This window comes from Mesobacillus sp. LC4, from assembly GCF_053543455.1.
In genome coordinates this window covers 176,840-201,502 of record NZ_JBGCUB010000001.1, presented here as the reverse complement: position 1 = coordinate 201,502, position 24,663 = coordinate 176,840, and the positions used below count along the sequence as shown (strand labels likewise).

24 protein-coding genes, 1 other RNA gene and 1 other annotated feature are annotated in these 24,663 nt (G+C 44.5%); of the genes, 2 read left to right on the top strand and 23 right to left on the bottom strand.

Features of this window, described 5'->3' with window-relative positions; genetic code table 11:
* Window positions 1-81: 81 nt before the first annotated feature.
* Window positions 82-288, top strand: a complete 207-nt coding sequence (locus AB5I83_RS00940; protein ID WP_167831645.1) for a YrzA family protein — start codon at window positions 82-84, stop codon at window positions 286-288.
* Between the two features lie 30 nt (window positions 289-318).
* Here AB5I83_RS00940 and AB5I83_RS00935 read toward each other — a convergent pair whose 3' ends face one another.
* The 21 genes from AB5I83_RS00935 to cymR all read right to left on the bottom strand — a co-directional run bounded on the left by AB5I83_RS00935 (window position 319) and on the right by cymR (window position 21,413).
* On the bottom strand, window positions 319-1,005 hold the full coding sequence (locus tag AB5I83_RS00935; protein WP_448972176.1) for a DUF1510 family protein: 687 nt from the start codon (window positions 1,003-1,005) through the stop codon (window positions 319-321).
* An 85-nt stretch (window positions 1,006-1,090) separates the two neighbouring features.
* Window positions 1,091-2,872 carry a peptidoglycan D,D-transpeptidase FtsI family protein gene (locus tag AB5I83_RS00930; RefSeq protein ID WP_448972175.1) on the bottom strand — a complete coding sequence of 594 codons (1,782 nt, stop codon included), beginning with the start codon at window positions 2,870-2,872 and terminating at the stop codon, window positions 1,091-1,093.
* A 55-nt stretch (window positions 2,873-2,927) separates the two neighbouring features.
* The gene (gene greA, locus AB5I83_RS00925; protein WP_041967730.1) at window positions 2,928-3,404 is read right to left on the bottom strand and encodes a transcription elongation factor GreA; all 477 of its coding nucleotides are present in this window, start codon (window positions 3,402-3,404) and stop codon (window positions 2,928-2,930) included.
* A gap of 205 nt (window positions 3,405-3,609) precedes the next feature.
* Entirely contained in the window at window positions 3,610-4,245 is a 636-nt protein-coding gene (udk, locus tag AB5I83_RS00920; RefSeq protein ID WP_448972174.1) for a uridine kinase, read from the bottom strand.
* A gap of 4 nt (window positions 4,246-4,249) precedes the next feature.
* Window positions 4,250-5,518, bottom strand: a complete 1,269-nt coding sequence (locus AB5I83_RS00915; protein ID WP_448972173.1) for a peptidase U32 family protein — start codon at window positions 5,516-5,518, stop codon at window positions 4,250-4,252.
* A gap of 27 nt (window positions 5,519-5,545) precedes the next feature.
* Window positions 5,546-6,475, bottom strand: a complete 930-nt coding sequence (locus AB5I83_RS00910) for a peptidase U32 family protein (protein WP_448972172.1) — start codon at window positions 6,473-6,475, stop codon at window positions 5,546-5,548.
* 5 nt (window positions 6,476-6,480) lie between these two features.
* Window positions 6,481-7,119 (bottom strand): O-methyltransferase, encoded by a 639-nt coding sequence (locus AB5I83_RS00905; RefSeq protein WP_448972171.1) that lies wholly within the window; start codon window positions 7,117-7,119, stop codon window positions 6,481-6,483.
* Window positions 7,120-7,427: 308 nt separating this feature from the next.
* The gene (gene mltG, locus AB5I83_RS00900; RefSeq protein WP_448972170.1) at window positions 7,428-8,570 is read right to left on the bottom strand and encodes an endolytic transglycosylase MltG; all 1,143 of its coding nucleotides are present in this window, start codon (window positions 8,568-8,570) and stop codon (window positions 7,428-7,430) included.
* Window positions 8,571-9,045: 475 nt separating this feature from the next.
* The gene (locus tag AB5I83_RS00895) at window positions 9,046-9,333 is read right to left on the bottom strand and encodes a DUF1292 domain-containing protein (protein ID WP_167831652.1); all 288 of its coding nucleotides are present in this window, start codon (window positions 9,331-9,333) and stop codon (window positions 9,046-9,048) included.
* Window positions 9,334-9,348: 15 nt separating this feature from the next.
* On the bottom strand, window positions 9,349-9,765 hold the full coding sequence (gene ruvX / locus AB5I83_RS00890) for a Holliday junction resolvase RuvX (protein WP_209437884.1): 417 nt from the start codon (window positions 9,763-9,765) through the stop codon (window positions 9,349-9,351).
* A 1-nt stretch (window position 9,766) separates the two neighbouring features.
* On the bottom strand, window positions 9,767-10,036 hold the full coding sequence (locus AB5I83_RS00885) for an IreB family regulatory phosphoprotein (RefSeq protein ID WP_448972169.1): 270 nt from the start codon (window positions 10,034-10,036) through the stop codon (window positions 9,767-9,769).
* Window positions 10,037-10,115: 79 nt separating this feature from the next.
* The gene (alaS, locus tag AB5I83_RS00880; RefSeq protein WP_448972168.1) at window positions 10,116-12,749 is read right to left on the bottom strand and encodes an alanine--tRNA ligase; all 2,634 of its coding nucleotides are present in this window, start codon (window positions 12,747-12,749) and stop codon (window positions 10,116-10,118) included.
* A 75-nt stretch (window positions 12,750-12,824) separates the two neighbouring features.
* Window positions 12,825-13,036, bottom strand: a binding site (T-box leader).
* A 64-nt stretch (window positions 13,037-13,100) separates the two neighbouring features.
* Window positions 13,101-14,180, bottom strand: coding sequence for an AI-2E family transporter (locus tag AB5I83_RS00875; RefSeq protein WP_448973846.1), 1,080 nt, complete (start codon window positions 14,178-14,180; stop codon window positions 13,101-13,103).
* A gap of 168 nt (window positions 14,181-14,348) precedes the next feature.
* Window positions 14,349-14,474: a YrzQ family protein gene (locus AB5I83_RS00870; protein WP_448973844.1), complete on the bottom strand. Its 126-nt coding sequence runs from the start codon at window positions 14,472-14,474 to the stop codon at window positions 14,349-14,351.
* Between the two features lie 33 nt (window positions 14,475-14,507).
* A complete protein-coding gene (locus AB5I83_RS00865) occupies window positions 14,508-14,699 on the bottom strand; it encodes a hypothetical protein (RefSeq protein WP_102263688.1) in 192 nt (63 codons plus the stop codon).
* Between the two features lie 9 nt (window positions 14,700-14,708).
* Window positions 14,709-15,185 (bottom strand): PRC-barrel domain-containing protein, encoded by a 477-nt coding sequence (locus tag AB5I83_RS00860; RefSeq protein ID WP_167831655.1) that lies wholly within the window; start codon window positions 15,183-15,185, stop codon window positions 14,709-14,711.
* Between the two features lie 108 nt (window positions 15,186-15,293).
* Window positions 15,294-17,759, bottom strand: coding sequence for an SF1B family DNA helicase RecD2 (gene recD2 / locus AB5I83_RS00855; RefSeq protein WP_448972167.1), 2,466 nt, complete (start codon window positions 17,757-17,759; stop codon window positions 15,294-15,296).
* Between the two features lie 32 nt (window positions 17,760-17,791).
* Entirely contained in the window at window positions 17,792-18,451 is a 660-nt protein-coding gene (locus AB5I83_RS00850) for a tetratricopeptide repeat protein (RefSeq protein WP_448972166.1), read from the bottom strand.
* A 148-nt stretch (window positions 18,452-18,599) separates the two neighbouring features.
* Window positions 18,600-19,715 carry a tRNA 2-thiouridine(34) synthase MnmA gene (mnmA, locus tag AB5I83_RS00845; RefSeq protein WP_448972165.1) on the bottom strand — a complete coding sequence of 372 codons (1,116 nt, stop codon included), beginning with the start codon at window positions 19,713-19,715 and terminating at the stop codon, window positions 18,600-18,602.
* 43 nt (window positions 19,716-19,758) lie between these two features.
* Window positions 19,759-20,913, bottom strand: a complete 1,155-nt coding sequence (locus AB5I83_RS00840; RefSeq protein WP_448972164.1) for a cysteine desulfurase family protein — start codon at window positions 20,911-20,913, stop codon at window positions 19,759-19,761.
* A gap of 77 nt (window positions 20,914-20,990) precedes the next feature.
* A complete protein-coding gene (gene cymR / locus AB5I83_RS00835) occupies window positions 20,991-21,413 on the bottom strand; it encodes a cysteine metabolism transcriptional regulator CymR (RefSeq protein ID WP_167831660.1) in 423 nt (140 codons plus the stop codon).
* 210 nt (window positions 21,414-21,623) lie between these two features.
* Here cymR and AB5I83_RS00830 point away from each other — a divergent pair, with 210 nt between their 5' ends.
* Window positions 21,624-22,898: a replication-associated recombination protein A gene (locus tag AB5I83_RS00830; protein ID WP_448972163.1), complete on the top strand. Its 1,275-nt coding sequence runs from the start codon at window positions 21,624-21,626 to the stop codon at window positions 22,896-22,898.
* A gap of 34 nt (window positions 22,899-22,932) precedes the next feature.
* Here the strand turns inward: AB5I83_RS00830 and AB5I83_RS00825 are convergent, their stop codons facing one another.
* Together AB5I83_RS00825 and ssrS are read right to left on the bottom strand one after the other, a co-directional pair.
* A complete protein-coding gene (locus AB5I83_RS00825; RefSeq protein ID WP_448972162.1) occupies window positions 22,933-23,694 on the bottom strand; it encodes a tRNA threonylcarbamoyladenosine dehydratase in 762 nt (253 codons plus the stop codon).
* A 727-nt stretch (window positions 23,695-24,421) separates the two neighbouring features.
* Window positions 24,422-24,609, bottom strand: a non-coding RNA gene (gene ssrS / locus AB5I83_RS00820) — 6S RNA.
* Between the last annotated feature and the right edge of the window lie 54 nt (window positions 24,610-24,663).

The window sequence follows — 24,663 nt, the reverse complement described above, 5'->3', positions numbered from 1 at the left end:
ATCAAAAAATGTATCATTTTTATAGAGAATTTGCTATTTTATTTGTGTCGATAAGTTGAATACGAAAGGGGAATGGAATCTATGAACTTCCAGTTTGAACTAATAGAAGACAAGGTTGAATTTTTTGAAGCGGTCGACCTGAAATCTCTGGAACAAAAAATCAATAAGCAAATTGAAATCAATAAAGCAATCATGCTATCAGTCCACCATGTGTCCCACCAGATGCATTTAGATGATAAAGGCAGACTGTTCTATTCCGCAGTGGTCCACTTCAAGGCAAAAAAATAAAGGGGCCGCTTCTTCAGCCCCCTTCCAGCTTTACGATTGTTTTTTATCATTTTGAATCAGTTCTTCCACTTTTACCGGTTTCCAGCCTTCGCCGTCCACCCACTCAATCCAAACTCTGAATGTCTGGTCACTGCCCTTCTGAGAGATCGTTCCGACCGCTGTATTAGGCGCACCGCCATTTTCATTCCACCATACTGTCATGTTATCTTTATCGATTCCTGTAGCATAGGAATAGGCTAAGATCATTTCCTGCCAGTCTGCTGCATTCTGGTCAAATACGGTATTATGTTCACCCGATTGGGTAGTGCCAACCGGTTTCCACTCAGGATTCTCGATCGTTTGTTTCACATTGGCATCACTTCCGCCTTCTGTCACAATTGGATCAGCCAATTCTTCATCCTCTGCAGACTCCTCGTCTGCTTCTTCTGAAGCTGATTCATCCTTTTTATCGGAATCCTGGCTATCGTCTTTTTTGTCATTAGCCTTGCTGTCCTTTTTTTTATCCGGAGAGGCTGCGGCCTGTTCCTTCTCAGCACCAACATCGTTTTGGTCGGCAACCCCTTCATCATTACTGAAGAAAATGTTAAATGAGACAATTCCAATCAACAGGATAACGACAACAATCAAGCTATTTAAAATAAGGTTCGTTTTTCTGCGTTTTGCCCTCATTTGAGAACGTGACCCCTCATTTAGGTTCTCATAATCATCGTGCTTCAAGATCTTTCCCTCCCTTATAAGGTTGTCAACATTCTACCATGACTGGGGGCAAACTTGAAGGATTTTATATTCATCTAATGATGGTTCAATTGTTTTCAGGACCTTCAGCCGAGCTACCATGATTGAATGCATAGACCTCTTTTACTATATCTGCAAAAAGAGGATTGACCCCGCCTTCATTTTCTAAAACCCCTAAGTTGACCGTTACAAGAGCATACTTTGGTTTCTCGTAGGGAAAATAGCCGGCGAACCATTTATTGTGCAGCTGTTTGTCGTCTATGTAAATCCCTGTTTCTGCAGTCCCTGACTTTCCAGCCACAGCATATGGCAAATCCTTGAACCATCTTCCAGTACCTTGCTCGTTCACAATGACCTCTCGTAAAAGTTTTTGGAGTTTCATTGCGGTGAATGGTGATAGTTTGTCTCCTTCAAGCTGCTGTCTAGGAAATGCCTTCATTTCAGCACCATTTTGATACTGGATCGACAGTACTGCCCTGACCATATCCTTTTCCCCGCCCCTGGCGATCGTTGCCATCATGTTTGCCACAGCAAGAGGGGACACCCTCACTTCATGCTGGCCAATTCCGGACAATGCGGCAAAATTCTTATCCTTCCTCGCTTCATCCGATAAAAATACCCTGCCTTTTTCCTCGTCCTGGATCTGGCTGAAATCTTCTAGATGGAAAATGTCTCCTTTCCACCCTACACCTCCAGTGATTGATAGCTTCTCTGCGTATTTTTCAAGGATATTGGGGTCCTGCTCCTGGAGCTCGCGGGCTACTTCTCCAAATGTCCGGTTGCAGCTCACTGCAAAGCTATCTTGAAAATTAAGCAATCCATAGTCATATTTCAAATCCGGTGCCCCGCTGATTGTCTTGCTGCAATCAAATTCCCTGGCAGGATCATCAAGCCCCTGATCAATCGCTGCTGCTGCGACAACTGTTTTAAAGACGGAACCAGGGATATGCTGCTTGACCATCATATTTTCAGTTCCCTCGTCGTTAAAAGGTTTTTTACGGTCAATGACAGGCCTTGACACCATTGCCAGTATACTGTTCGTTTCAATATCCAGAAGCACCACGCCGCCTCTATTGATCTTGTGCTGATCCACCTTCTCCTCTAGCAGCAATTGCAGGTCTTTGTCTATCGAAGTCTGCAGATTGATTGGATAGAATGGGTTTGCAGGATCTATGTATTTAACATTGATCCCGAATAATGGTGCTCCTTCGCCATCGACATGATAAACCAGCTTTGATTTTCCTTCAGCAACGAGGAACTCGTCAAAACTTTTTTCCAGTCCAGAGAGACCAATCAAGGTCCTTGGCAGCAAATCTTTCTCTCCATATCTTGACTTCAGAAGAGTCTCATTCTCCCCAATGATTCCTAGAAGTTGGGCAGCCGGTACTTTCTCCATTGGGTACTTTCGCTCCACAGCAAATACTCCCGGAATTTCCATTTCATTAATGGTTTCCATTTGACTCTTGGTCAAAATAACCGGATCCGGATTACCAAAAGCAAATGGTTCCTTGGAATTTTCCACTGCATTTTTCAAAGAGTAAGCAGATACACCTAATGTCCTTGCCACCTTTTCTGCTTCCCAGTCGATCTTTTTCAAAAATGGGAACAGGACGAGTACGGATGAAGTTTCAAAGGATAATGGGTCTCCTGTCCTGTCTAGGAAATTCCCACGGCCGTTGTCTACAACCATTTCCTGTGACCTTTGCTTGACACTCGCTTCAATCAAATTTATTTCATGCTTGGAAAAGGACTCTGTATCAAATAATTGCAGCTGCGCCAGCCGTAACATCAGCAGAGCAAAGACAGCGATACAAATCGAAATCCAGGCCACCATTCTTTTTTTACGCATAAAAAACACCTCGTCAAAAGTGTTGACGAGGTGCTCATGTTTCAAACATATGGTATTACTTAATTGTTGTAATGCGGACGTTCATTTCACCGCCAGGAGTCTGGACAGTCACTTCGTCTCCTACTTTTTTGCCCATTAGGCTTTTCGCAATCGGAGAGTCGTTTGATATTTTGCCTTCAAATGGGTCAGCTTCTGCGCTACCGACGATTGTATACGATTCTTCATCGCCATCAGGAAGCTCGACGAATGTCACTGTGCGGCCAAGGCTGACTGCATCTGTGCTCACTTCGTCTTCCTGGATGATTTTTGCGTTGCGGATCATATTTTCAAGAGTGGTGATACGGCCTTCAACAAAGGCTTGCTCTTCTTTGGCTGAATCATATTCAGAGTTCTCTGAAAGGTCGCCAAAGCTGCGTGCGATCTTGATTCTTTCAACCACTTCTTTGCGTTTTACCGTTTTCAATTGCTCTAATTCTTGTTCCAGCTTTTCTTTTCCTGCCTGTGTCATAGGAAAAACTTTTTCTGTAGCCAAAATACTTCACTCCTTCTAGTCTTCACAATTCCCCAAAAAATAGATTGTGTACTATTATATTATGTATCCTGAAAAATATACAGGAGCGCGACCTTACAAGGGCGCGCATGTTAAATAGGGCCGTTATGGACCATTTCCTTTTCCTTGGACAAAAGGAAGCACTTTATTCAAGTACTTCCATGTCCATATTATCTATGCTATTGTGTCACAAAAATGATTTTTGTTCAAGAATTGTTTGAATTTTTGTTACCATCAAGTCAATCGCCACATGGTTATGGCCGCCCTCAGGAATGATGACATCAGCGTAACGCTTGGTCGGTTCGATGAACTGGTTATGCATTGGCCTGACAACATTCACATACTGTTCAATGACCGAGTCCATTGAACGTCCGCGCTCCTTGATGTCACGAAGGAGCCTGCGGATAATCCGCAAATCAGCGTCTGTATCCACATAGAGCTTGATATCCATCAAGTTCCGCAATCTTTCATCCTCAAGAATCAGGATCCCCTCAAGGATGATGACATCTTTTGGTTCAACATGGACAACTTCACTTGAGCGAGTGTGGATGGCATAATCATACACTGGCTTTTCAATCGCCTCGTGGCGGAGCAGCTTTTCGATATGCTGTATCAACAGATCGTTGTCAAATGCAAGCGGATGGTCATAATTCGTCTTCAAACGCTCTTCCATTGGAAGGTGGCTTTGGTCTTTATAATAGTAGTCTTGCTCAATCATCAGGATTGATTGGCTTTTAAAGCTATCGTAAATCGCTTTTGTTACAGAAGTCTTTCCTGAGCCGGAGCCGCCGGCTACACCAATTACAACAGGTTTGCGGTCCATGTATTTACTTCTCCTTCCGCATCATGTTATTTGGGTAGACAGGCTTGTCCATCTTGAACTTCACGATTTGCAGTGGGTGGCGGGCAACATCCAATTCATTGCCATCTTCATCCCAGATCTTATCAATCACATGCGTGAAGTTCTCGATTTCAGGTCCAAAGAATTCAACCTCGTCGCCAGGCTTGAAGTAGTTCCTTTGCTGAAGTGTCACCATTTGTGTCTCAGCATTGTAATCAAGCACTAGACCAGCAAAATCGAAAGTTGTCTTTTTGCTATGGTTTCCAAACATTTGCTCTTTATACCCAGGAACTCCCTCAAAGAACGCTGTTGCTGTTTCACGGTTCGCACATTTGTCCAGTTCTTCAAGCCATTCCTGATTGATGACAAAGTTTTCCGGATCCGCGCAATAAGCATCAATCATTTTACGGTATACACTTACTACCGTTGCAATGTAGTGGATAGACTTCATGCGGCCTTCAATTTTCAAGCTGTCTATTCCAAGCTCGATCATGCGAGGGATGGACTCAATCAGCTTAAGATCCTTAGGACTCATCGCAAAAGGTGAGTCGCCTTCTGAAAACATTGCGTTCTCTTCATTTCCTTCTAGTGTGTACAAATCATAATCCCAGCGGCAAGACTGGCAGCAGCCGCCACGGTTAGAATCACGTGCTGTCATGTGATTGCTCAAAGTACAACGGCCTGAGTAGGCAATACACATTGCGCCATGGATGAAGGTTTCGATTTCGATGTCGACTTTTTCCTTCATTTCCTTGATTTCATCTGCACTCGTTTCACGAGCAAGAACGACACGCTCAAGTCCTTCTTCCTTCCAGAACTGAACAGCCTTCCAGTTTGAAAGGGATTGCTGTGTGCTCAAGTGGACTTCAATTTCCGGAGCGACCTTGCGGCAAGTTTCGATGATCAGAGGATCAGCGACAATGATGCCATGCACTCCTGCTCCCTTCAAGCCTAATAGATAGTCTTCAAGACCATCGATGTTTTCATTGTGGGCAAAAATGTTTGTTGTAACATAGATTCTCGCACCGTATTTCTTGGCGAATTCAACGCCTTCCTTCATTTCCTCAAAAGTGAAATTATCTGCGTTCGAGCGCAGGCCATACTCCTGTCCGCCAATAAAAACGGCATCTGCACCATAGTGGACGGCAATCTTCAATTTCTCAAGATTACCGGCTGGCGCGAGCAGTTCTGGTTTTTTCACGATAACACGCTTACCGTCAACAATCTGCGAGATTTTATCTGCTACTGCTGTCATTACGCAACCTCCTCATAATTCTTACTGTTAATAAACCGTCTCTTTGAAAAAGAATCCTGTATCCAGCGGGCGGTTTGGCGGCTGCAGTTCTTCCGCTGCTTCCAGCAAGCCATCTTTTTCGTCGTCGTACTGCTCTGGACCCTCAACAGCCAGGTCAATGGCTTTGCGGTAAAGCTTCGTGACTTCAAGAATATATTCAGGGCTCTTCAGGATGCCGTCAATTTTAAAAGAATCGACTCCAGCTTCCACAAGCTCCGTTAGTTCATCAATAATGCAAATATCGTTAGGACTCATGATATGAGTGCCATTTTCATCCTCGAAAATAGGATATTTATTTTCACGCTCTTTATCGTGCAGGAACATATTACGTTCTTGTTTACGGTTCTCCACTTCAAGCGCTTTGCCTTGATATTCAAAGTAATGTCCAAGCAATGGTCGTTTAGACTGGAACATGTTCATCATTCCGTGAACCTGCACCTCAATTTCAACCTCGGCATTTTCCTTGATTTCAACAATAGCATCCATATTGATTTCCCTTGCAAGAACAGCGCGTTTTGCACCTTTTCTACCCCAATAGTTGCAAGTATACCAGTTAGTTCCTGTTGTTTCCGTGCTCCAATGAAGCTTCAGATCAGGAGTATATTCCTTTGCAGCCATCAGTACTGCCGGGTCGCCAAATGTGACTCCGTCCACATTGGCATCCTTAAGGAATGTAAGATACTCACCAAGCAAATCGATTTTTTCATTGTGGAACAAAGCATTCATCGCGACAAAAACTTTCTTGCCCTTTGAGTGTGCCAGTTCGATAGCCTGCTTTACGTCTTCACGGCTAAACTCGCCAGCAAGACGCAGACCGAATTTCTGTTCACCGATCAAGAAAGCATCTGCTCCTGCCTCTGCCAGTGGAATAATATCCTCAACGCTCTTTGGAGTTACCAATAATTCAGGTTTATTCATTCCGTTCACCTCTTCTTACTAACCGCTATACCATCGCCTATCGGCACGATGACAGTATCGTACTCCTGATTGGCTGCAAGCCAGCGGTTGAATTCGTCTATTTTTTTTACCAGGCTGCGCAATCTTCTGCTTTCTGCTTCCTGATTATATACAAGCCCTTTAAATAGGACATTATCCGTAATGATCATTCCTCCCGGATTTAAATACCTGGAGTACATTTCAAAAAATCGCTTATACTGTCCTTTGGCTGCATCAATAAAAATAGCATCAAATGGACCATGGCCGGCGACTTCGTCTTCCAATTCAAGGGCATCTCCTTGAATTTGGATAATCCGCTCCTGCAGTCCTGCCCGCTTAATATACTCAACAGCAAGCTCGAACCTTTCATCATCACGCTCTAAAGTGACTACTTTTGTTAGCGGGAGGGAGTATGCCATTCTTAGCGCGGAATAGCCAATTGCTGTCCCTACCTCCAGGATCGCTTGCGGCTGCTGGATTCTCAACAGCTGGAGCATAGTTTCAATACCTGCAGGCTCCATGATTGGGACACCATTTTGATCTGCATATTCCTCCATCTCTGTAAGGAGGGCATTTCTTGGCTGTATTAAAGAATCTATATAATTTTGCAGCTCTTGATTTAGCAAGCTGCTTCACCTCTATTCAATGGCTTAAACTCAGCCAGAGTAGATATATTAGAATGACTGTCCAAGCATGAAAAAAATAGCGTTCACAGTTTAAGAGGGCACACCTAAAGGCAACGTTGCCTTACAGGATCATCAGCTAAAAGCTACAACTCCTACTTCTGCAATACACGCTATCAATAAATCTAAGCTCACATTTAGAGCCTTTGCTAGACAGTGACATACTATTGAACCTAGAAAAAACACTTGTATTATTTTATCACAATAAGAAGGGAAATGCTAACCTTTCTGCATTTCCCTTTCATTTACTGTTATTTTTTATTGGTGATATGTTCATCCACTTTGCGATTATGCTCTGCCAATGTCTTGGAGAACAGCACCTCTCCGGTAGAGGTTGCCAGGAAATACATATCATCCGTATCAGCCGGTGCCAGGGTAGCTTCAATTGATATTACCCCAGGATTAGCGATTGGACCAGGTGGCAGACCCTGAATTTTATAGGTATTATACGGATCATCAATTTCCAGATCCTTAAAGAATACCCGTTCTTTATGTTCGCCATGTGCATACAGGACAGTCGGATCAGTTTGCAGCATCATCCCCTCTTCCAGGCGATTGTAGAAGACGCTTGCGATTTTATCGCGGTCTACTTTCTCTGTTGCTTCCTCTTCAATCAGTGATGCCATCGTCATCAATTCATGTGTCGTCATTTCCTTTTCTTCCATCTGGCCTCTGAATTCACCAAGCACTTCTTTTGTCTTTGTCAGCATGACGGTCACGATTTCCTCGACAGTCGGCTTTTCAGAATAAAAAGGATAAGTTGCAGGGAACAGATAGCCTTCAAGTGGATACTTCACATTTTCTTTCAGGATTTCTTCTGTAAGAACATCAGGGTATTTGCCCATCATTTTATTGATGAATTCTTTATCGTTCAGCTGTTTGAAAATCTCTTCCTCATCCTGCTGTGTCTTTTCGGCAATAATACCCGCAATCTGCTTTAATTGCTTACCCTCAGGAATCGTGATTTTCATGACAACTTCTTGCATGACCTTCCCTGTTTTCAAGCTTGTGACGATTTCAGGAAGCGTCATGGAAGGCTTCATTTTATAGTCGCCCGCCATAAAGCCAGCTTCGTTTTTGAACTTCACATAATATTTAAAGACTCGAGCATCTCTGATGATTCCTTTATCCTCGAGAATCTGTCCGATACCAGTTGTTGATGAACCGATCGGAATATTGACATCTACTGTTTTCTTGCTGTTTTCATCCACCGGCTTCAGGGCTTCTTTAATATAGTAATAGCCACCCCCGCCAATTGCCCCAATGAGCAAAATTGCCATGATGGAAGTGATGAAAACAATTTTCCTCACAATTCTCGCTTCCTTTTGCTGCTCTACTAACTTCTCAGTAATCAGCTTCTTTTTATCTGTTTTTATATTTTTTTCGTCAGACATAAGTTCCCCCTCCAGTTAACAATACGAACTTCCTGGATACTCCCTATTATCACATCTCGAATCATTATACTATATTTTCTATTTCTATTTGCAAATAATTACGAAAAAATACTCATGACGACAAATAAACTGAGGATTCGACAGCCGGACCAGGAGGAACACATCATACTATCGAGTGGTTGTTTGTAGGGGGAGGCCAATGCTGTGCGTAAAAAATGGTCTATTGGACAATTTCCAGTGGTACTCCCTTGTGTTTGTCCGATAGAGCCACTCTATCGGACACTTTCTCTGGTTTCTTCTCTCAATTTGTCCGATAGACCCTTCCTATCGGACATTTCCATTGTTTTCTTCACTCTATTTGTCCAATAGAGTCTTGCTACGGTCTCTTTCTAGTGATTCTTCTTCCTGTTTATCACATTGTCCTATCCACAAAAAAAAGACCAGGCATCATCCGCCTGGTCCCTGTTCTACTATTTTATTCTTCGTCCTGCTCAGCAAGGAATGTTTCCAGCATTTCCTCGATCATGTCCCATTCTGCATCAGTTTCGATTGGCATTAGTTCGCCATCTTCGTTGTCTTCAGAAGGTGTGAATGCAGATGCATGGATTTCGATTTCTTCGTCATCGTTATCCTCTGCACCTACTGGATAATAAAGCACATATGATTTACCGAATTCTTCGGAATCAAATGTGAAAAGTACTTCGCATAATTGTTCGTTGCCGTTTTCGTCTACTACTGTGATGTTGTTTTCGCCGTGATCCATTGTAGTCACCTCAATTTAATTTTGGCTATTTAAATAGCCTTGTAAAATCATTACTGCAGCCATTTTATCAATGACCTTTTTTCTTTTTTTGCGGCTCATGTCCGCCTCTAGCAAAACTCGCTCGGCAGCCACTGTCGTCAGGCGCTCGTCCCAAAGAATGGCAGGGACTCCGAACCTTTCCTCCAATTCACGTGCATAGAATTGGCTAGCTTCTCCGCGCGGGCCAATAGTGCCATTCATGTTTTTAGGCAGCCCGACGACAACTTTGCCGACTTCGTACTCTTTTATTATTTTACCAATTTCATCAAAACCAAACACATTTTCTTCTTCGTTGATTTTCAATGTTTCAAGACCCTGAGCCGTCCATCCCAGTTCATCGCTCAGGGCAATGCCGACTGTTTTCGAGCCGACATCGAGTCCCATGATCCGCAATTTATTTCCCCTCTCGCTGGTTCCTTAGATAGGATTTAACCAGTTCCTCGATAATTTCATCCCGCTCCAACTTGCGGATGATGTTGCGGGCATCCCGATGGCGGGGAATATAGGCCGGGTCGCCAGAGAGCAAATAACCGACAATCTGGTTGATCGGGTTATATCCTTTTTCCTGCAATGCTTCATACACCTGAAACAGGACTTCATTTGCATCATGCTCAAAAGGCTCTTCGGGAAAATTAAATCTCATCGTCTTGTCAAACGAGCTCATCGAATGCACCTCACTTTTAAAAAATGGCCGGTAAAATTTTCTTCAAGATACCTTCATTCTACACTACTTTACTTTTATATCAAATTGATTTTACCCATTCTTCGGCAAATTGAAGCGCATTTTCGAGTTTTGAAGGGTCTTTTCCGCCAGCCTGGGCCATATCTGGACGGCCTCCACCGCCTCCGCCGCAAATTGCTGCTGCTTCCTTGATCAATTTTCCAGCTTGATAGCCTTTCTTGATCAGGTCATCTGTCACAGCGGCAATCAGGTTCACTTTATTGCCGTCAGTCATGCCAAGCAGGATGATTGCTGAACCAAGCTTCTGCTTCAAGTCATCAGCCATATTCCGCAGGCTGTTCATATCAGCTGCTTCAACACGGGCTGCCAGCAATTGAACTCCTTTCACTTCTTTGACCTTCGAAGTTAGGCTTCCAGCTTCAATATTCCCCAACTTAGCTGAAAGAGATTCATTTTCGCGCTGAAGCTGTTTCATTTCTGCAAGCATTGAGTCAATTCTGTTTGCAACTTCTTTTGGAGATGTCTTTAATTTAGATGCTGCATCCTTCAGAATCGTAATCTGATCATTCAGCACTTTGTATGCTGCTTCTCCTGTTACAGCTTCAATCCTTCTTGTTCCTGCACCGATTCCGCCTTCGGATACAATCTTGAACAGGCCGATCACGGATGTGTTTGGAACATGGCAGCCGCCGCAAAGCTCAAGGCTGTAGTCGCCAACTTTTACAATGCGGACGATGTCGCCGTATTTTTCACCGAATAATGCCATCGCGCCCATTGCTTTAGCTTCAGCAATCGGCTTGAAGCTCGTTTCGACCTGGATGCTTCTCCAGATTTTTTCATTGACGATTGCCTCTACTTGCTCTAGTTCTTCAGCAGTCACCTGGCCGAAATGAGAGAAGTCGAAACGCAGTCTGTCAGGTTCCACAAGAGACCCAGCCTGGTTTACATGACCTCCAAGCACATCTTTCAATGCCTGGTGCAGCAAGTGTGTTGCTGTGTGGTTCTTAATGATTCGCGCACGATTTTCCTGATCCACTTGAGCTGTGACTTCAAGGCCTTTCGTTACCTTGCCTTCTTCCACAACTGCATGGTGAAGGTTTTGTCCGTTCGGAGCTTTCTTTACATCCTTTACAGATACCTTGATCCCATTTGCTACAAGGGTTCCTTTATCGGCAATCTGGCCGCCGCTTTCTGCGTAGAATGGCGTAACATCAAGGATGAAATGAATCTCGTCGCCCGCGCTCGCTTCCTCAACACGCTCGCCTTCCTTGACCAAAGCAACGATTTTGCTGGTTGTTTCAAAATTATCATATCCGACGAATTCGCTGCTTTCCTTAATGTCCCCGAGAATGCCGCCCTGCACCTGCATGGAACCGACATCCTGACGTGCAGCACGTGCTCTCTCACGCTGAAGCTCCATTTCTTTTTCAAAGCCTTCATGGTCGACCTTCAAGCCTTCTTCTTCGGCATACTCTTCTGTTAATTCAACAGGGAAACCGTATGTGTCATATAGACGGAAGACATCCGCACCCTGAACCATGCCGCTGCCTTTTTCTTTCTCCTTCTTGATCAGCTCGGAAAGAATCGCAAGGCCTTCGTTGAGCGTTTCATGGAAACGGTCTTCTTCATTCTTGATGACCTTCTGGATGAAGTCTGTCTTTTCTTTTACCTCAGGATAGAAGTCATGCATGATTTCGCCAACAACAGGCACAAGTTCGTACATGAATGGACGGTTGATGTTCAGCTTTTTCGCATAACGTACAGCGCGGCGCAATAGACGGCGAAGTACATAGCCTCGGCCTTCATTCGAAGGAAGTGCACCGTCACCAACAGCAAAGGCTACCGTACGGATGTGATCGGCAATAACTTTAAATGCTTCATCCTTCTCTTTGGACTGTCCGTATTTTTCACCGGAGATTTCTTCAGTCGCATTGATGATTGGCATGAACAAATCTGTTTCAAAGTTTGTCGGAACGTCCTGTACGACAGAAGCCATACGCTCAAGCCCCATGCCTGTATCAATATTTTTCTTCGGCAGCGGAGTGTAAGTTCCGTCAGGATTATGGTTGAATTCAGAGAACACAAGATTCCAAACCTCTAAATAACGATCATTTTCCCCTCCAGGATATAGTTCTGGATCTTCAGGGTCATTGCCGTACTCAGGTCCTCTGTCATAGAAGATTTCTGTGTTCGGACCACTTGGACCTTCACCGATATCCCAGAAGTTCCCCTCAAGGCGGATGATGCGTTCTTCAGGAACACCGATTTTCTCTCTCCAGATATTGAATGCTTCGTCGTCCTCCGGATGAATGGTCACGGAAAGCTTTTCAGGATCAAAACCGATCCATTTTTCATCTGTAAGGAATTCCCATGCAAACTCAATCGCTTCTACCTTGAAATAGTCACCGATCGAGAAGTTTCCAAGCATCTCAAAGAAGGTGTGGTGGCGCGCTGTTTTGCCGACATTCTCGATATCGTTCGTACGAATCGATTTCTGTGCATTTGTGATTCGCGGATTTGCCGGAATCACACGGCCGTCAAAATACTTTTTCAAAGTGGCTACACCACTGTTGATCCAAAGAAGGGAAGGATCATCATGAGGTACGAGTGATGCGCTCGGCTCAATTGCGTGGTCTTTCTCCTTAAAAAAATCAAGATACATTTTTCTGATTTCAGCACCTGTCAGTTTTTTCATAAAACTAACCTCCTAAACCCAAATGAAATTTAAGCTTTCAGGGATTTTAGGCAACAAAAAAAGCCCTCATCCCTGGACAGGGACGAGAGCTTGCTCGCGGTACCACCCTGATTATGGACGCAAAGTCGTGCGCCCATCTCTCAAAAACGCTTTAACGCAGCTGCTACGGCAGGTTTTGCCTGCACTCCGGAATAGCCTTCTGTTATCCTTCACCGGGAATTCTCTCAGCCTGGGAATCCCTCTCTGGACGATGGTCTATAACATACTCGTTCCTTCTACATTTTTCGAATTATTAATCTATAGCCGAATTATATATAGCCTGTTGCACTTTGTCAAACGACTTGGCAAAAATTATGAGGGACGCTCTTTCTTTCTCTCAAGTATGATATGGTCTTTTGCATGAATGAGTGCCGCTCTTAGGACCACCAGGACAGGAACGGCAAGAATAAGGCCAAGGATGCCGCCTACCTCTTCTCCAGCCAGCAGCGCAAACATGATCATCAGCGGATGCATATGCAGGCTTTTGCCGACAATGAGCGGGGACAAGATATTTCCCTCGAGAAACTGCAGTGAAAAGACAATTACGAGTGAAAGAAGCACCATTTTCACGGACATTGTCGCTGCGATGATCACAGCAGGAATCGCTCCGATAATCGGCCCGAAATATGGAATCACATTCGTGATCCCGACGATCGCTCCTAACAGCAGGGAATATCTAATTCCAGCCATCCAAAAAAACAAGGAGGAAAGGACACCAATGATAAGACAAATGAGCAACTGCCCGCGGATATAGCTTCCGAGCGATTTATCGACCTCGTGAAGGAACTTTGTGCCTGGCTGCCTCCACTGTCGCGGTGTCAGATACCAGGCCGCTTTTTTCATGACATCAAAGTCCTTCAGCATGTAAAAAGCAATGAATGGGATGACTGCAATCGTCAAAATTGAATTAACGATATCCATCAGGAATGTCATCGCACCTGCGAGCACACCATCAAGCCATTGTTCCAACCGGGTAATGCCATCTTCGATCCTTTCGTGTATTCCTGCCGGCCAAGTCGAGGTCTGATCAACAATGTTATTGACCATTTGCCTATATTGCTCGGCAAAATACGGAGCATTCTCCGCTAAATCGCCCAGCTGTCGAATCATTGCTGGTATACCTTTGTAAAAAGCAAAACCAGCTCCGCAAAAAAATAAAATATAGATGATCAAGATCGAAACTCCGCGATGAAGCCCTCTTTGGTGAAGGGCTTCCACAATAGGGTGGAGGAGATATGTAATGAAGGCAGCCACAGAAAAAGGTACAAGCAGTGAAATCAAAATTTCCAAAAACGGAACCCATATGGCCTGCAATTTGATGAAAACAAAAAGCACAATAAATAAAAGGAGAAGGAATCCAAGCCGGTAATACCATTTCATCTGGATATTCATCATCTTCACCCTCCTTCCTGTTTATTCTTGAAAGAAAGGCGGCGGATTATGCATTTTAGTCGGTGTGTAGGGATTTTTATGCTTATTAGAACGTTCACACTGCATTCAAAGTAGAAAAAACCCCTGCATAAATTACAGGGGTTTTATCGTTAAAACTGTCGCTGCATCTTAAAATAAAGCTTTGGTCATCTTCTTGCCTAGCTTTTTCATCTTCCTGCCAGACATCATATTATTGTTGGACGTATAGTTGTACACTGCCATGCCAGCACCAAGAGCAATTACGGAGGTTAACATTTTATTCAATGTGCTTCACCTCTTCGATTTATTTTACATGCCATATTGACGTTGATCTTCTTCAAATAAATCATCAAGTGAGCTCAATGTTCCATCTTCTTCGACTTGATGGGTATGGATCAAGCCTTTGTTCAGAGACAGTTCGATGAAGCAATTCCAGCAGTAATATTGGTTGATGCCAATTTTACCGATATCCTTGCTCCTGCAATTGGGACAACTTAACATAAGGACACCTCATCTCGATTTGACAGTGACGACGATGGCATCCTTTCCGATTGCAGGCGGACCAGTGGTCTTAATGACACGCTTCCCATTCGCGATATCCGAAAAAAAGCCATCCGTTAATTCGTACCCTACAATCGTGCCCAATTCTTCCATGAAATATACATCTTCCAATAAGCCCAGCTGCTCCCCATCTTTCGTAAGAAGCTTCTTCCCAGCAAGGCTCTCATTATGCTCGAATGTATACTCGGGCTCTGTCTCCAATCGCTCGAGGGCTGACTTGTCTTCCACCATAATTCCATCTTCCCCGAAGGATGAAACCTGATCCACTTTGACCTGAAACGTTTTCTTGATGAACGCACCCTTTTTTACAAGTAAGCCTACTACGCTTCCATTGCCAGAAATGCTCACATCACAAACTTCGCCCAGTTTTTGACCACTCGCCAATTCATATACAGGCAGTCCTTTTAAAAGTGAAAATGTCCGCAAAAGTGTGTCCCGCCTTTCCGAACACCCTTAGTTTCCGCCGCAATACTAAATTCATGTGGTGTAAGGATTTCCATTCTAAAAAAAAGAACCTGCAATTGCTGCAGATTCTTAAGCCTCATTCTCCTCCATAAAATCATAAGGAGTCAGGTTTCCCATCCCGATCATCGGATCTGCTTTTTTGATGATGTCGATAAAATCGACTTCTTCGTCTTGATCGATGTGTTCTTCAGTTTGAAGCTTTTGTTTCGACTTTAGCTTGTCTTGTTCCCCTGTTCCCTCTTCATCATTTAATTCAGGAAGCAATTGTACAAGCTTCTCGACGAGCGTTGTATTCCTTGCTGTATCTTCACCGCGTTCAATCCCCATTTTCAGTGCATCCTCTTCGCCGACTAGTATGAGGAATTGCTTACTCCTGGTAATCGCGGTATATATCAGATTCCTGCGCAACATTCTGTAGTAGCTTTTGACCACCGGAAGGACGACGATTGGAAATTCACTCCCCTGGGATTTATGCACGGAACAGCAATATGCATGAGTGATTTGCGATAGGTCTGGCCTGTTGTAGGTGACTTCAATTCCATCGAAAGAAACGATCAGCTGATCTTGTTTTTCGGTGTTTTCCTTAGCATAAAATATCGCGACAACTTCACCCATATCGCCATTGAAGACATTTGCTTCAGGCTGATTGACCAACTGGAGGACCTTATCACCGATGCGGTATTTCACTTCGCCAAACGCAAGCTCTTTCCTGGTCCCATCATCATTCGGATTGAACAGTTCCTGCAGTAGTTCATTCAAACGGTCAATGCCTGCAGGGCCCCGGTACATTGGAGCCAGCACCTGGATGTTCCTTGGGGAATACCCTTTCTTTTTGGCATTCGCGACAACCTTTTCAACTACCTGGGGAATCTGGCTCGTTGTACATTTAATAAACGAACGGTCTGGCTGTTGTGAGGAAATATCCTCTGGCATGGACCCCTTCTTGATTTGGTGGGCGAGTTCGATGATCGAAGAGCCTTCAGCCTGTCTGTAGATATCCGTCAGCCTGACGGTCGGGACCCTTCCTGAATCCAATAGATCTTTCAAGACCTGGCCCGGCCCTACAGATGGGAGCTGGTCTTCATCTCCGACCACGATGACCTGAATATTATCAGGCAGCGATTTGAACAATTGATGAGCCAGCCATATATCAACCATTGATGTTTCATCGATAATCAGAATTGTCCCATCAAGCGGCTGGTCTTCATCATGGTCAAATCCTTCTGCACCATTCCAGCGCAGCAGCCTATGGATAGTCACGGCAGGCAATCCGGTTGACTCAGTCATCCTCTTAGCCGCCCGGCCGGTCGGAGCTGCCAGCAAGAACGGATATGGCTCTTCTTTTTTATAGTCTTTCGGGTCCAGCGAACATCCGTGAAGCTCAGCATATAGCTCAACAATTCCCTTGATGACCGTCGTTTTCCCCGTGCCAGGACCTCCTGTCAGAATCATCATCGGTGACATCAGCGCAGTCTGGATTGCTTCCTTCTGGCTTGGTCCGTACTGGACACCCAAACGCTCCTCAAGCTCTCCAAGCGCAAGAAGGAACTCCGATTCAGGAAATTGATTTTCATATTCTGTTTGCTCAAGAATCCTTTTGATATTCACAACCAGTCCTTTTTCCGAATAATAAAGGGACGGCAAATAGATTCTCTGCTCTTCAGCAACCAGCTTACCTTCTTCACCAAGCTTAATGATTTCATTCGAGATATCAGTGAATTGTATTTCTATATTCTGATTGTCCTCAAGTAGTTTTTTCACATCAACGAGCAGCTCTTCTGCTTCCATGAAGACATGCCCGCCCTGGATGCTAGAACTCTCGAGAGTATATAGACAGGCCGCCTTGATCCGATCCGGATGGTTACCCGTAAGGCCGAGCTGACTCCCCAGCTCGTCCGCCCTGCCGAACCCGATGCCTTCGATATCCTCCACCAGCTTATAAGGGTTGTTCTGAATTACTTCAATCGCCTTTTCTTTATAGACCTGATAAATTTTCATCGACAGCTGAGGACCAAAACCATATTCGTTCAATGCCACCATCACTTGTTCAAGGCCCTGATGCTCCATCAATGTGTCATACAGCTCCTTTGCTTTTTCAGATGCCAGCTTCGGAATCTGTTCAAGCACTGACGGGTTCTCAATTATCCTTGTTATCGCCTTTTCTCCGAGCGTATCGACAATTTTCTCAGCCGTTTTTTTTCCGATGCCTTTGAATAGATCACTTGACAAGTAGCTGATGATACCCTGCTTTGACTGTGGCAGATCCTTGCGGAAATGAGTCGCATGGAATTGTGCACCGAACTTAGGATGCTCTTTGATCTCGCCAAAGAATACGTAAGACTCTTGTTCATGAATCCGGGGGAAATACCCTGTTATGACTGCTTCTTTATCCTCGTACTGCTCATTTGTTTCCTCAACCCTGATTCTAAGGACTGTATAAAGATTTTGTTCATTATGAAAAATGGTAACAAGATGCTTTCCTTTCATAAACTTACCCTGTTCTGAAAACAAATCGAGCGAGTCCTGTTTATCCAAAGTACTTCCCCCTTCCTTCCAATGGCTTTTAATTAATGAAGGTCCTGACCTTCAATCAATTTCTTTCCGTGTCCTGCCAGCAAATGGTCTGGCTGGATTTCCAATGCCCGGTTGAACATTTCAAGTGCCTTATCCCCATTTTCTTTGTAACCATAAGCTACCCCAAGATTATACAGGGCATCTGCATGTTCCGGGTCTAGCGAGATTGCCTGCTCAAGCGCTTTAATCGCTTCATCGATAAATCCTTCCCTTGCTAAACATAGTCCATATTGGAAATGGGCTTCCGCATCATTTTCGAGAAGCTCGGTGCTTCGCTGTAAATATGGCAGAGCCAATTTACTGCTGCCTAACTGCGCAAGGCTCATCCCCAGCATAAAAAAGTTGTCTCCATTGTCCAGTCCTTTTTTCATGGCCAGTTCAAACATCTTTCTGGCTTCATCGAAGCTTTGGTTATCGTAATACACGCTTCCCTTACTGTAATAAGCTGCTGTAGCATTTTCATCAAGGCTGATTGCTTTATCGAAAAAATTCATGGCTCTTTCGGTGTCACCTACTGCGGTAAGAACGTTCCCGAAATTTATGTAAGCAACTGGGTCCTCTGGATGATCTTCAATCGCTTCGGCAAATGTCTTGGCCGCCTCTTCCCAGTTTCCTTCTTGCATAAACTGAATACCTGTTTGATTTTTATCCATTTTAACACTCCATTCTCCATGAAAGTATACCATATTAAGGGGGGTTAGACTCTTAGTGGGTGCCTTCATAAACCCGGAAATATTCCCACTAGATTCTCGTCAAAAAATAATCCCCGGCGAAGCTGTCCCGCCGGGGATTTGATCAGGATTAGCCGACATATGTCAGTTTTTTTCCGTTCTTGAAAATCTCGTCAATCGTACCGCCGCCTAGACACTCATCACCATCATAGAAAACGACGGCTTGTCCAGGTGTCACAGCACGAATAGGTTCTTTGAACAGGACTTTCGCAGTTCCGTCATCCTGAAGCTCGACCGTTACAGCATTATCAGGCTGGCGATAACGGAATTTCGCTGTACATTCAAAAACCCTTGGCTTCTCTCTGTCAGATACAAAGCCGACATTAACCGCCGTGATGCTGTCTGAATACAGCAGTTCATTGTGGAAACCTTGTTCAACAAGCAAAACATTGCGTTCAAGGTCTTTGCCGACAACAAACCAAGGTTCGCCCGAGCCGCCGATGCCAAGCCCCTGGCGCTGACCGATTGTATAATACATGAGGCCGTCATGCTTCCCTTTCACCTGGCCATCCATCGTTTCCATATTGCCTGGCTGTGCCGGGAGATAATTTCCGAGGAACTCCTTGAAGTTCCTTTCACCTATGAAGCAGATGCCAGTACTGTCTTTTTTAGTTGCCGTGGCAAGGTTTGCTTCTCTGGCCAGCTCCCGGACTCGGGATTTTTCCAGATTGCCGATCGGAAACAGAACCTTTTCAATCTGGCTTTGACTCAGCTGGTTCAAGAAATAGGTCTGATCCTTATTTTCATCAAGACCGCGGAGCATCTTGCGTTCCCCGTCCCGATCTTCGACTCGCGCGTAATGGCCTGTCGCCAAATAATCCGCCCCAAGGTTCATTGCGTGTTCAAGGAATGCTTTGAATTTAATTTCCTTGTTGCACATGACATCTGGATTCGGTGTCCTGCCTGCTTTATATTCATCTAGGAAATAAGTGAAAACTTTATCCCAATATTGTTTTTCAAAATTAACTGCATAATATGGAATGCCTATCTGGTTGCAGACGCGAATCACATCCTCGTAATCCTCGGTAGCCGTGCAGACACCGTTTTCGTCCGTGTCATCCCAGTTCTTCATGAAAATGCCGATCACATCATAGCCCTGCTCCTTCAAAATAAGCGCAGCAACTGATGAATCAACACCTCCGGACATTCCTACCACCACTCTTGTATCCTTAGGTGATTTTTCCATTATGCTTCACCTCTTTTCTCTTCCTTTAAAACTTATTCTTCCCTCAAGCCTGGTTGATTTTTGCAAGCCGGCGAACAATTTTCACTGTATCCTCAGCTGCCTTTTCAATCTGTTCCCTTGTATTGTGCAGCCCGAAACTAAAGCGGATCGAATTTGTCAGTTCATCAGCTTCTTTTCCGAACATAGCGACCAGCACATGGGAAGGATCAATTGACCCAGCAGTGCAGGCCGAGCCGCTAGAAGCAGCAATGCCAGATAGGTCAAGGTTGACCAGCATCGCTTCGACATTAGTGCCCGGAAAGCTTAAGTTTAAAATATGAGGAAGTGATTTATCAAGCAATCCGTTCAGCTGGAAAGAGATTCCGCTCATTTCGAGTTGATTGATGAACCTATTCCTTAAATCATTATAGTAACTGCGCTTTGTTTCAAGTTCTTTTTGAGACAGCTCAACCGCTTTGCGGAATCCGGCAATTGCCGCGACATTTTCAGTACCGGCACGGCGTTTCCTTTCTTGTTCACCACCGAAAAGCTGCCTGGACAGCTTGATTCCTTCCCGGATATAAAGAAAGCCAATCCCTTTGGGACCATTGATTTTATGGGCTGAAACTGACAGAAGGTCAACCTTCAGTTCCTCTACATCCAAACTTTCAATGCCATACGCCTGGACTGCGTCTGTATGGAAAACAGCTTGATGATCAGCTAGCATACCACCAATCTCTTTGATAGGCTGGATTGAGCCAACTTCATTATTCCCGTACATAATTGTCACAAGAATCGTATCGTCACGTAATACTTCTTCTATTTTTCCAAGAGAAACCAGTCCATTTTCATCTACTGGCAAATACGTGACCTCGAAACCACGCTTCTCCAATTCCTCACAGCTGTGCAGGACAGCATGATGTTCAATCTGGGTCGTGATAATATGCTGACCTTTGGAGCGATTGCTTTCAGCATAACCGATGATAGCCAGGTTATCTGCTTCCGTTCCCCCGCTCGTAAAAATAATATTGTTTCCCTTCGTTCCGATGCTTTTTGCCAATTCATCACGGGTATCATCAAGGATTTTCCTTGCCTCACGACCGAAATGATGGATGCTTGAAGGATTGCCGTATTCCGCTTCCATTACCTTGACCATTTCAGCCAGAACGTCTGGGTGCATTGGTGTTGTTGCTGCATGGTCCAAATAGATTCTTTCCAAGGTCTTACCCTCTCTTCAGAAGATTTTTTAAGATTGTCGTTGTTGCCAGGTGCAAGAACAAATTTCTCAAAGCAAACCTAAATATAAAACATATAAGCGTCTGATTCGCCAAAGTTGTCGGAGTGGTTGGCGAGGTCTTCAATTGTGGTATTGTCGAGCACGTCCTTGACTGCATCCCTGATTCTAGTCCAGAGTTCGCGTTTGGCTGGTTCCTCGTCCTCTATCCCTTCGACAATGCTGATTGGCCCCTCAAGGACACGGATGATGTCCCCAGCTGAGATGGCAGAGGGTTCTGAGCTAAGTATATAGCCTCCATATGCTCCTCTGATGCTTTTCACTAGGCCGGCATTCCTGAGCGGTGCAACCAATTGCTCCAGATAATGCTCTGATAAATCATTTGTTTGCGCAATGGACTTCAGTGAGATCGGGCCTTCTCCATATTTTTTGGCAAGCTCGATCATGATCGTCAATCCGTAGCGTCCTTTCGTCGATATTTTCATATTGCACCTCTATTCCATTTTTTAAAAGTTGTGGTAATAATCAGATATATTTAAATGCCCCATATGGCATTCTCTCACTATAAATAGTATCAAAATCCTTAGTCAATAGGTAGGCTTTTGCAATTATAGCACAAATTGCGTGTACCATGCGCAAGTCCCTCGTTCGTGTTATTGTATATATACGAAATATGCGTTATTGGAGCGATGAGCATGAATCTTAAACCTCTTGCTTTCAGGATGCGGCCGAGGACCATTGAGGAAGTGATTGGCCAGTCCCATCTTGTAGCTGAAGGAAAAATCATAAATCGGATGATCAAGGCTCGGCAATTATCGTCGATGATCCTTTACGGTCCGCCTGGCATCGGAAAAACCTCGATTGCCAGCGCCATTGCGGGAAGCACGAATTTCGCATTCAGGACACTGAATGCTGTTACCAATAATAAAAAAGATATGGAAGTTGTTGCTGCTGAGGCAAAAATGTCCGGGAAGGTGATCCTGCTTCTCGATGAGGTTCACCGCCTTGACAAGGCGAAGCAGGACTTCCTTCTTCCTTACCTCGAAAACGGGATGATTGTCTTGATTGGAGCGACGACAAGCAACCCTTATCACGCAATCAATCCCGCAATCCGGTCAAGGTGCCAGATTTTCGAGCTGAAGCCACTTGAACCAGAGGATATAAAAAAGGCATTGCGTCGGGCCATTACCGATGATGAGAGAGGCCTGGGGGACTTGAAGATTGAGATTACCGAGTCGGCGCTCACCCATTTTGCCACAGCCTCAGGAGGAGATGTGAGAAGCTCACTGAATGCTCTTGAACTCGCAGTGCTTTCCACCGAACCAGATGAAGACGGGGTCATTCATATAGATGAAGCCGCTGCAGAAGAATGCATGCAGAAAAAAAGCCTTTCACACGATAAGGACGGCGATGCTCATTATGATGTGCTGTCAGGCTTCCAGAAATCTATCAGAGGAAGCGATGTGAATGCCGCCCTCCACTATCTTGGCAGATTGATCGAAGCAGGCGACCTCGTCAGCATTAACCGGAGACTCCTTGTGATTGCCTATGAAGATATTGGACTGGCAAGCCCTCAGGCAGGGCAAAGGACGCTGGCGGCCATCGAAGCAGCGGAAAGGGTTGGCTTTCCGGAAGCAAGAATACCGTTGGCCAATGCGGTTATAGAGCTATGTCTGTCACCAAAGTCCAATTCTGCTTATGTTGCTCTTGATTTGGCACTGGCTGACATCCGTTCTGGAATCAGCGGCGAAGTCCCTGACCATCTAAAGGATGCCCATTATAAAGGCGCCAAAGACCTGGGAAGAGGCGTTGATTATTTATATCCGCATGATTATGAAGGCGGATGGGTCAAACAGCAGTATCTCCCGGACAGGATCAAAAACAAGGTCTATTACAAACCTAAGAAAACCGGTAAATTCGAACAAGCAATTGCGGCGATTTATGAAAGAATTACAGGGCAAAAAAAATAAGCGGAAGGGCCCTCTATGGCTCTTCCGCTTATTTTTAACTATTCACACGTTCAATTTCAATATCCTTCAACAGCTCTTGGACAACATGGCTAGCCATGATTAGCCCTGCTACTGATGGAACAAAGGCATTTGAGGATGGCGGCATTTTCGCTTTCCGGATTTCTGCATTATCATTGCCGACCTCTTTTCGGACATCTTCGCGGATCACGATTGGACTTTCATCAGAAAATACAACCGGAATCCCCTTCTTGATGCCTTCTTTTCGCAGACGAGTACGAATCACTTTAGCAAGTGGGTCTGTGTGCGTCTTGAAAATATCAGCAATCTGGAAGCGGGTCGGATCCATTTTATTTGCTGCTCCCATACTAGAAATCATCGGGATGTCGCGCTTGATCGCTTCCTTGATCAAATGGATTTTATAAGAAATCGTATCCGATGCATCAACGATAAAGTCCAAGTCATAGCCAAAAATCTCTTCATATGTTTCTTCTGTATAAAACATTTTCAACGCAACGACTTCGCATTCAGGATTAATATCCATAATCCTGTCGCGCATCACTTCCACCTTTTGCTTGCCAACAGTTGAAAGAAGCGCTATCAGCTGTCTGTTGACATTCGTGATGTCAACATCATCCTTATCAATCAAGATCAGCTTGCCAACTCCAGACCTTGCCAGAGCTTCTGCGGCAAACGAACCAACCCCGCCTATTCCTAAAACCGCGACGGTACTATTCTTCATTATATCCAGGCCTTCCTTGCCGATGGCCAATTCATTGCGAGAAAATTGATGAAGCATCCATACTCACTCCAAATTTAAGATTAATGTTACTATCTATACCCGCTTTTGAATATAACATACCCTTCATTAATTTCAAGTATTTTTATAGGAATTAGTGTGTATGTAAGTCTTGGCAGTGCTACTGAGTGAAAGTAGGATGAATTACTAATAAGTGTTTGTTAGTGGAGTTCTATCGGACAAATCGAAGGCTGCTTTCCTTTAATTTGTCCATTAGAGGGGCGCTATCGGACAAAACGAAGTCTGTTTTCCTGAAATTTGTCCATTAGAAGGGCGCTATCGGTCAAACAAAAGCCTGTTTCCCCTAAATTTGTCCTTTAGAGGAGTTTTATCGGACAAAACGAAGCATGATTCCCTATTATTTGTCCATTAGAAGGGTGCTATCGGACAAACAAAAGCCTGATCCCTTATTATTTGTCCATTAGAGGAGCTCTATCGGACAAACTCAAGCCTGTTCCCTTATTATTTGTCCGTTAGAGGAGTGCTATCGGACAAATCCAAGCCTGTTTCCCCTAAATTTGTCCATTAGAGGGGTTCTATCGGACAAACTCAAGCCTGATCCCTTATTATTTGTCCATTAGAGGAGCTCTATCGGACAAATCCAAGCCTGAAATTTTAAAAACTGGCCGTTATGAAGATATCCTTCCAGATACATATTTTGTCCTTAACAAGCTTGAGACATCAAAAAAACCATGCATTTCAGCATGGTTTTAATTACGTATGTAGGAAGAGTCCCAATCGTGCCGTCGTGTTGGTTGCCTTCGTCTTGAACCCGCTCTCAGCAGGTGGGTGCCCTGTTCCGGATTTCTGTAAGTCCTCTAGCCAGAGGCATTTACGCGGCCCGGAAACGCGAACTCCCGAAGGATAGATGTTAGGTCAAAACTTCAGGTTAAACAACGAACACATCAGGACTCTTCGTTTGTTGTTATTATAGTACCACAGCCTCGAATGAACTTCAAGAATATGGCC

Coding starts and splice junctions, on each gene's coding strand:
- cymR (WP_167831660.1), bottom strand. CDS start 21,413: ATGAAAATATCGACGAAAGGACGCTACGGATTGACGATCATGATCGAG.
- mltG (WP_448972170.1), bottom strand. CDS start 8,570: ATGTCTGACGAAAAAAATATAAAAACAGATAAAAAGAAGCTGATTACT.
- AB5I83_RS00825 (WP_448972162.1), bottom strand. CDS start 23,694: ATGCTTCATCAATTTTCTCGCAATGAATTGGCCATCGGCAAGGAAGGC.
- udk (WP_448972174.1), bottom strand. CDS start 4,245: ATGGACCGCAAACCTGTTGTAATTGGTGTAGCCGGCGGCTCCGGCTCA.
- AB5I83_RS00930 (WP_448972175.1), bottom strand. CDS start 2,872: ATGCGTAAAAAAAGAATGGTGGCCTGGATTTCGATTTGTATCGCTGTC.
- AB5I83_RS00875 (WP_448973846.1), bottom strand. CDS start 14,180: ATGAATATCCAGATGAAATGGTATTACCGGCTTGGATTCCTTCTCCTT.
- AB5I83_RS00850 (WP_448972166.1), bottom strand. CDS start 18,451: ATGGATAAAAATCAAACAGGTATTCAGTTTATGCAAGAAGGAAACTGG.
- AB5I83_RS00885 (WP_448972169.1), bottom strand. CDS start 10,036: ATGAGCTCGTTTGACAAGACGATGAGATTTAATTTTCCCGAAGAGCCT.
- AB5I83_RS00910 (WP_448972172.1), bottom strand. CDS start 6,475: ATGAATAAACCTGAATTATTGGTAACTCCAAAGAGCGTTGAGGATATT.
- AB5I83_RS00870 (WP_448973844.1), bottom strand. CDS start 14,474: ATGTTAACCTCCGTAATTGCTCTTGGTGCTGGCATGGCAGTGTACAAC.
- AB5I83_RS00865 (WP_102263688.1), bottom strand. CDS start 14,699: ATGTTAAGTTGTCCCAATTGCAGGAGCAAGGATATCGGTAAAATTGGC.
- alaS (WP_448972168.1), bottom strand. CDS start 12,749: ATGAAAAAACTGACAGGTGCTGAAATCAGAAAAATGTATCTTGATTTT.
- AB5I83_RS00895 (WP_167831652.1), bottom strand. CDS start 9,333: ATGGATCACGGCGAAAACAACATCACAGTAGTAGACGAAAACGGCAAC.
- AB5I83_RS00830 (WP_448972163.1), top strand. CDS start 21,624: ATGAATCTTAAACCTCTTGCTTTCAGGATGCGGCCGAGGACCATTGAG.
- mnmA (WP_448972165.1), bottom strand. CDS start 19,715: ATGGAAAAATCACCTAAGGATACAAGAGTGGTGGTAGGAATGTCCGGA.
- AB5I83_RS00915 (WP_448972173.1), bottom strand. CDS start 5,518: ATGACAGCAGTAGCAGATAAAATCTCGCAGATTGTTGACGGTAAGCGT.
- AB5I83_RS00940 (WP_167831645.1), top strand. CDS start 82: ATGAACTTCCAGTTTGAACTAATAGAAGACAAGGTTGAATTTTTTGAA.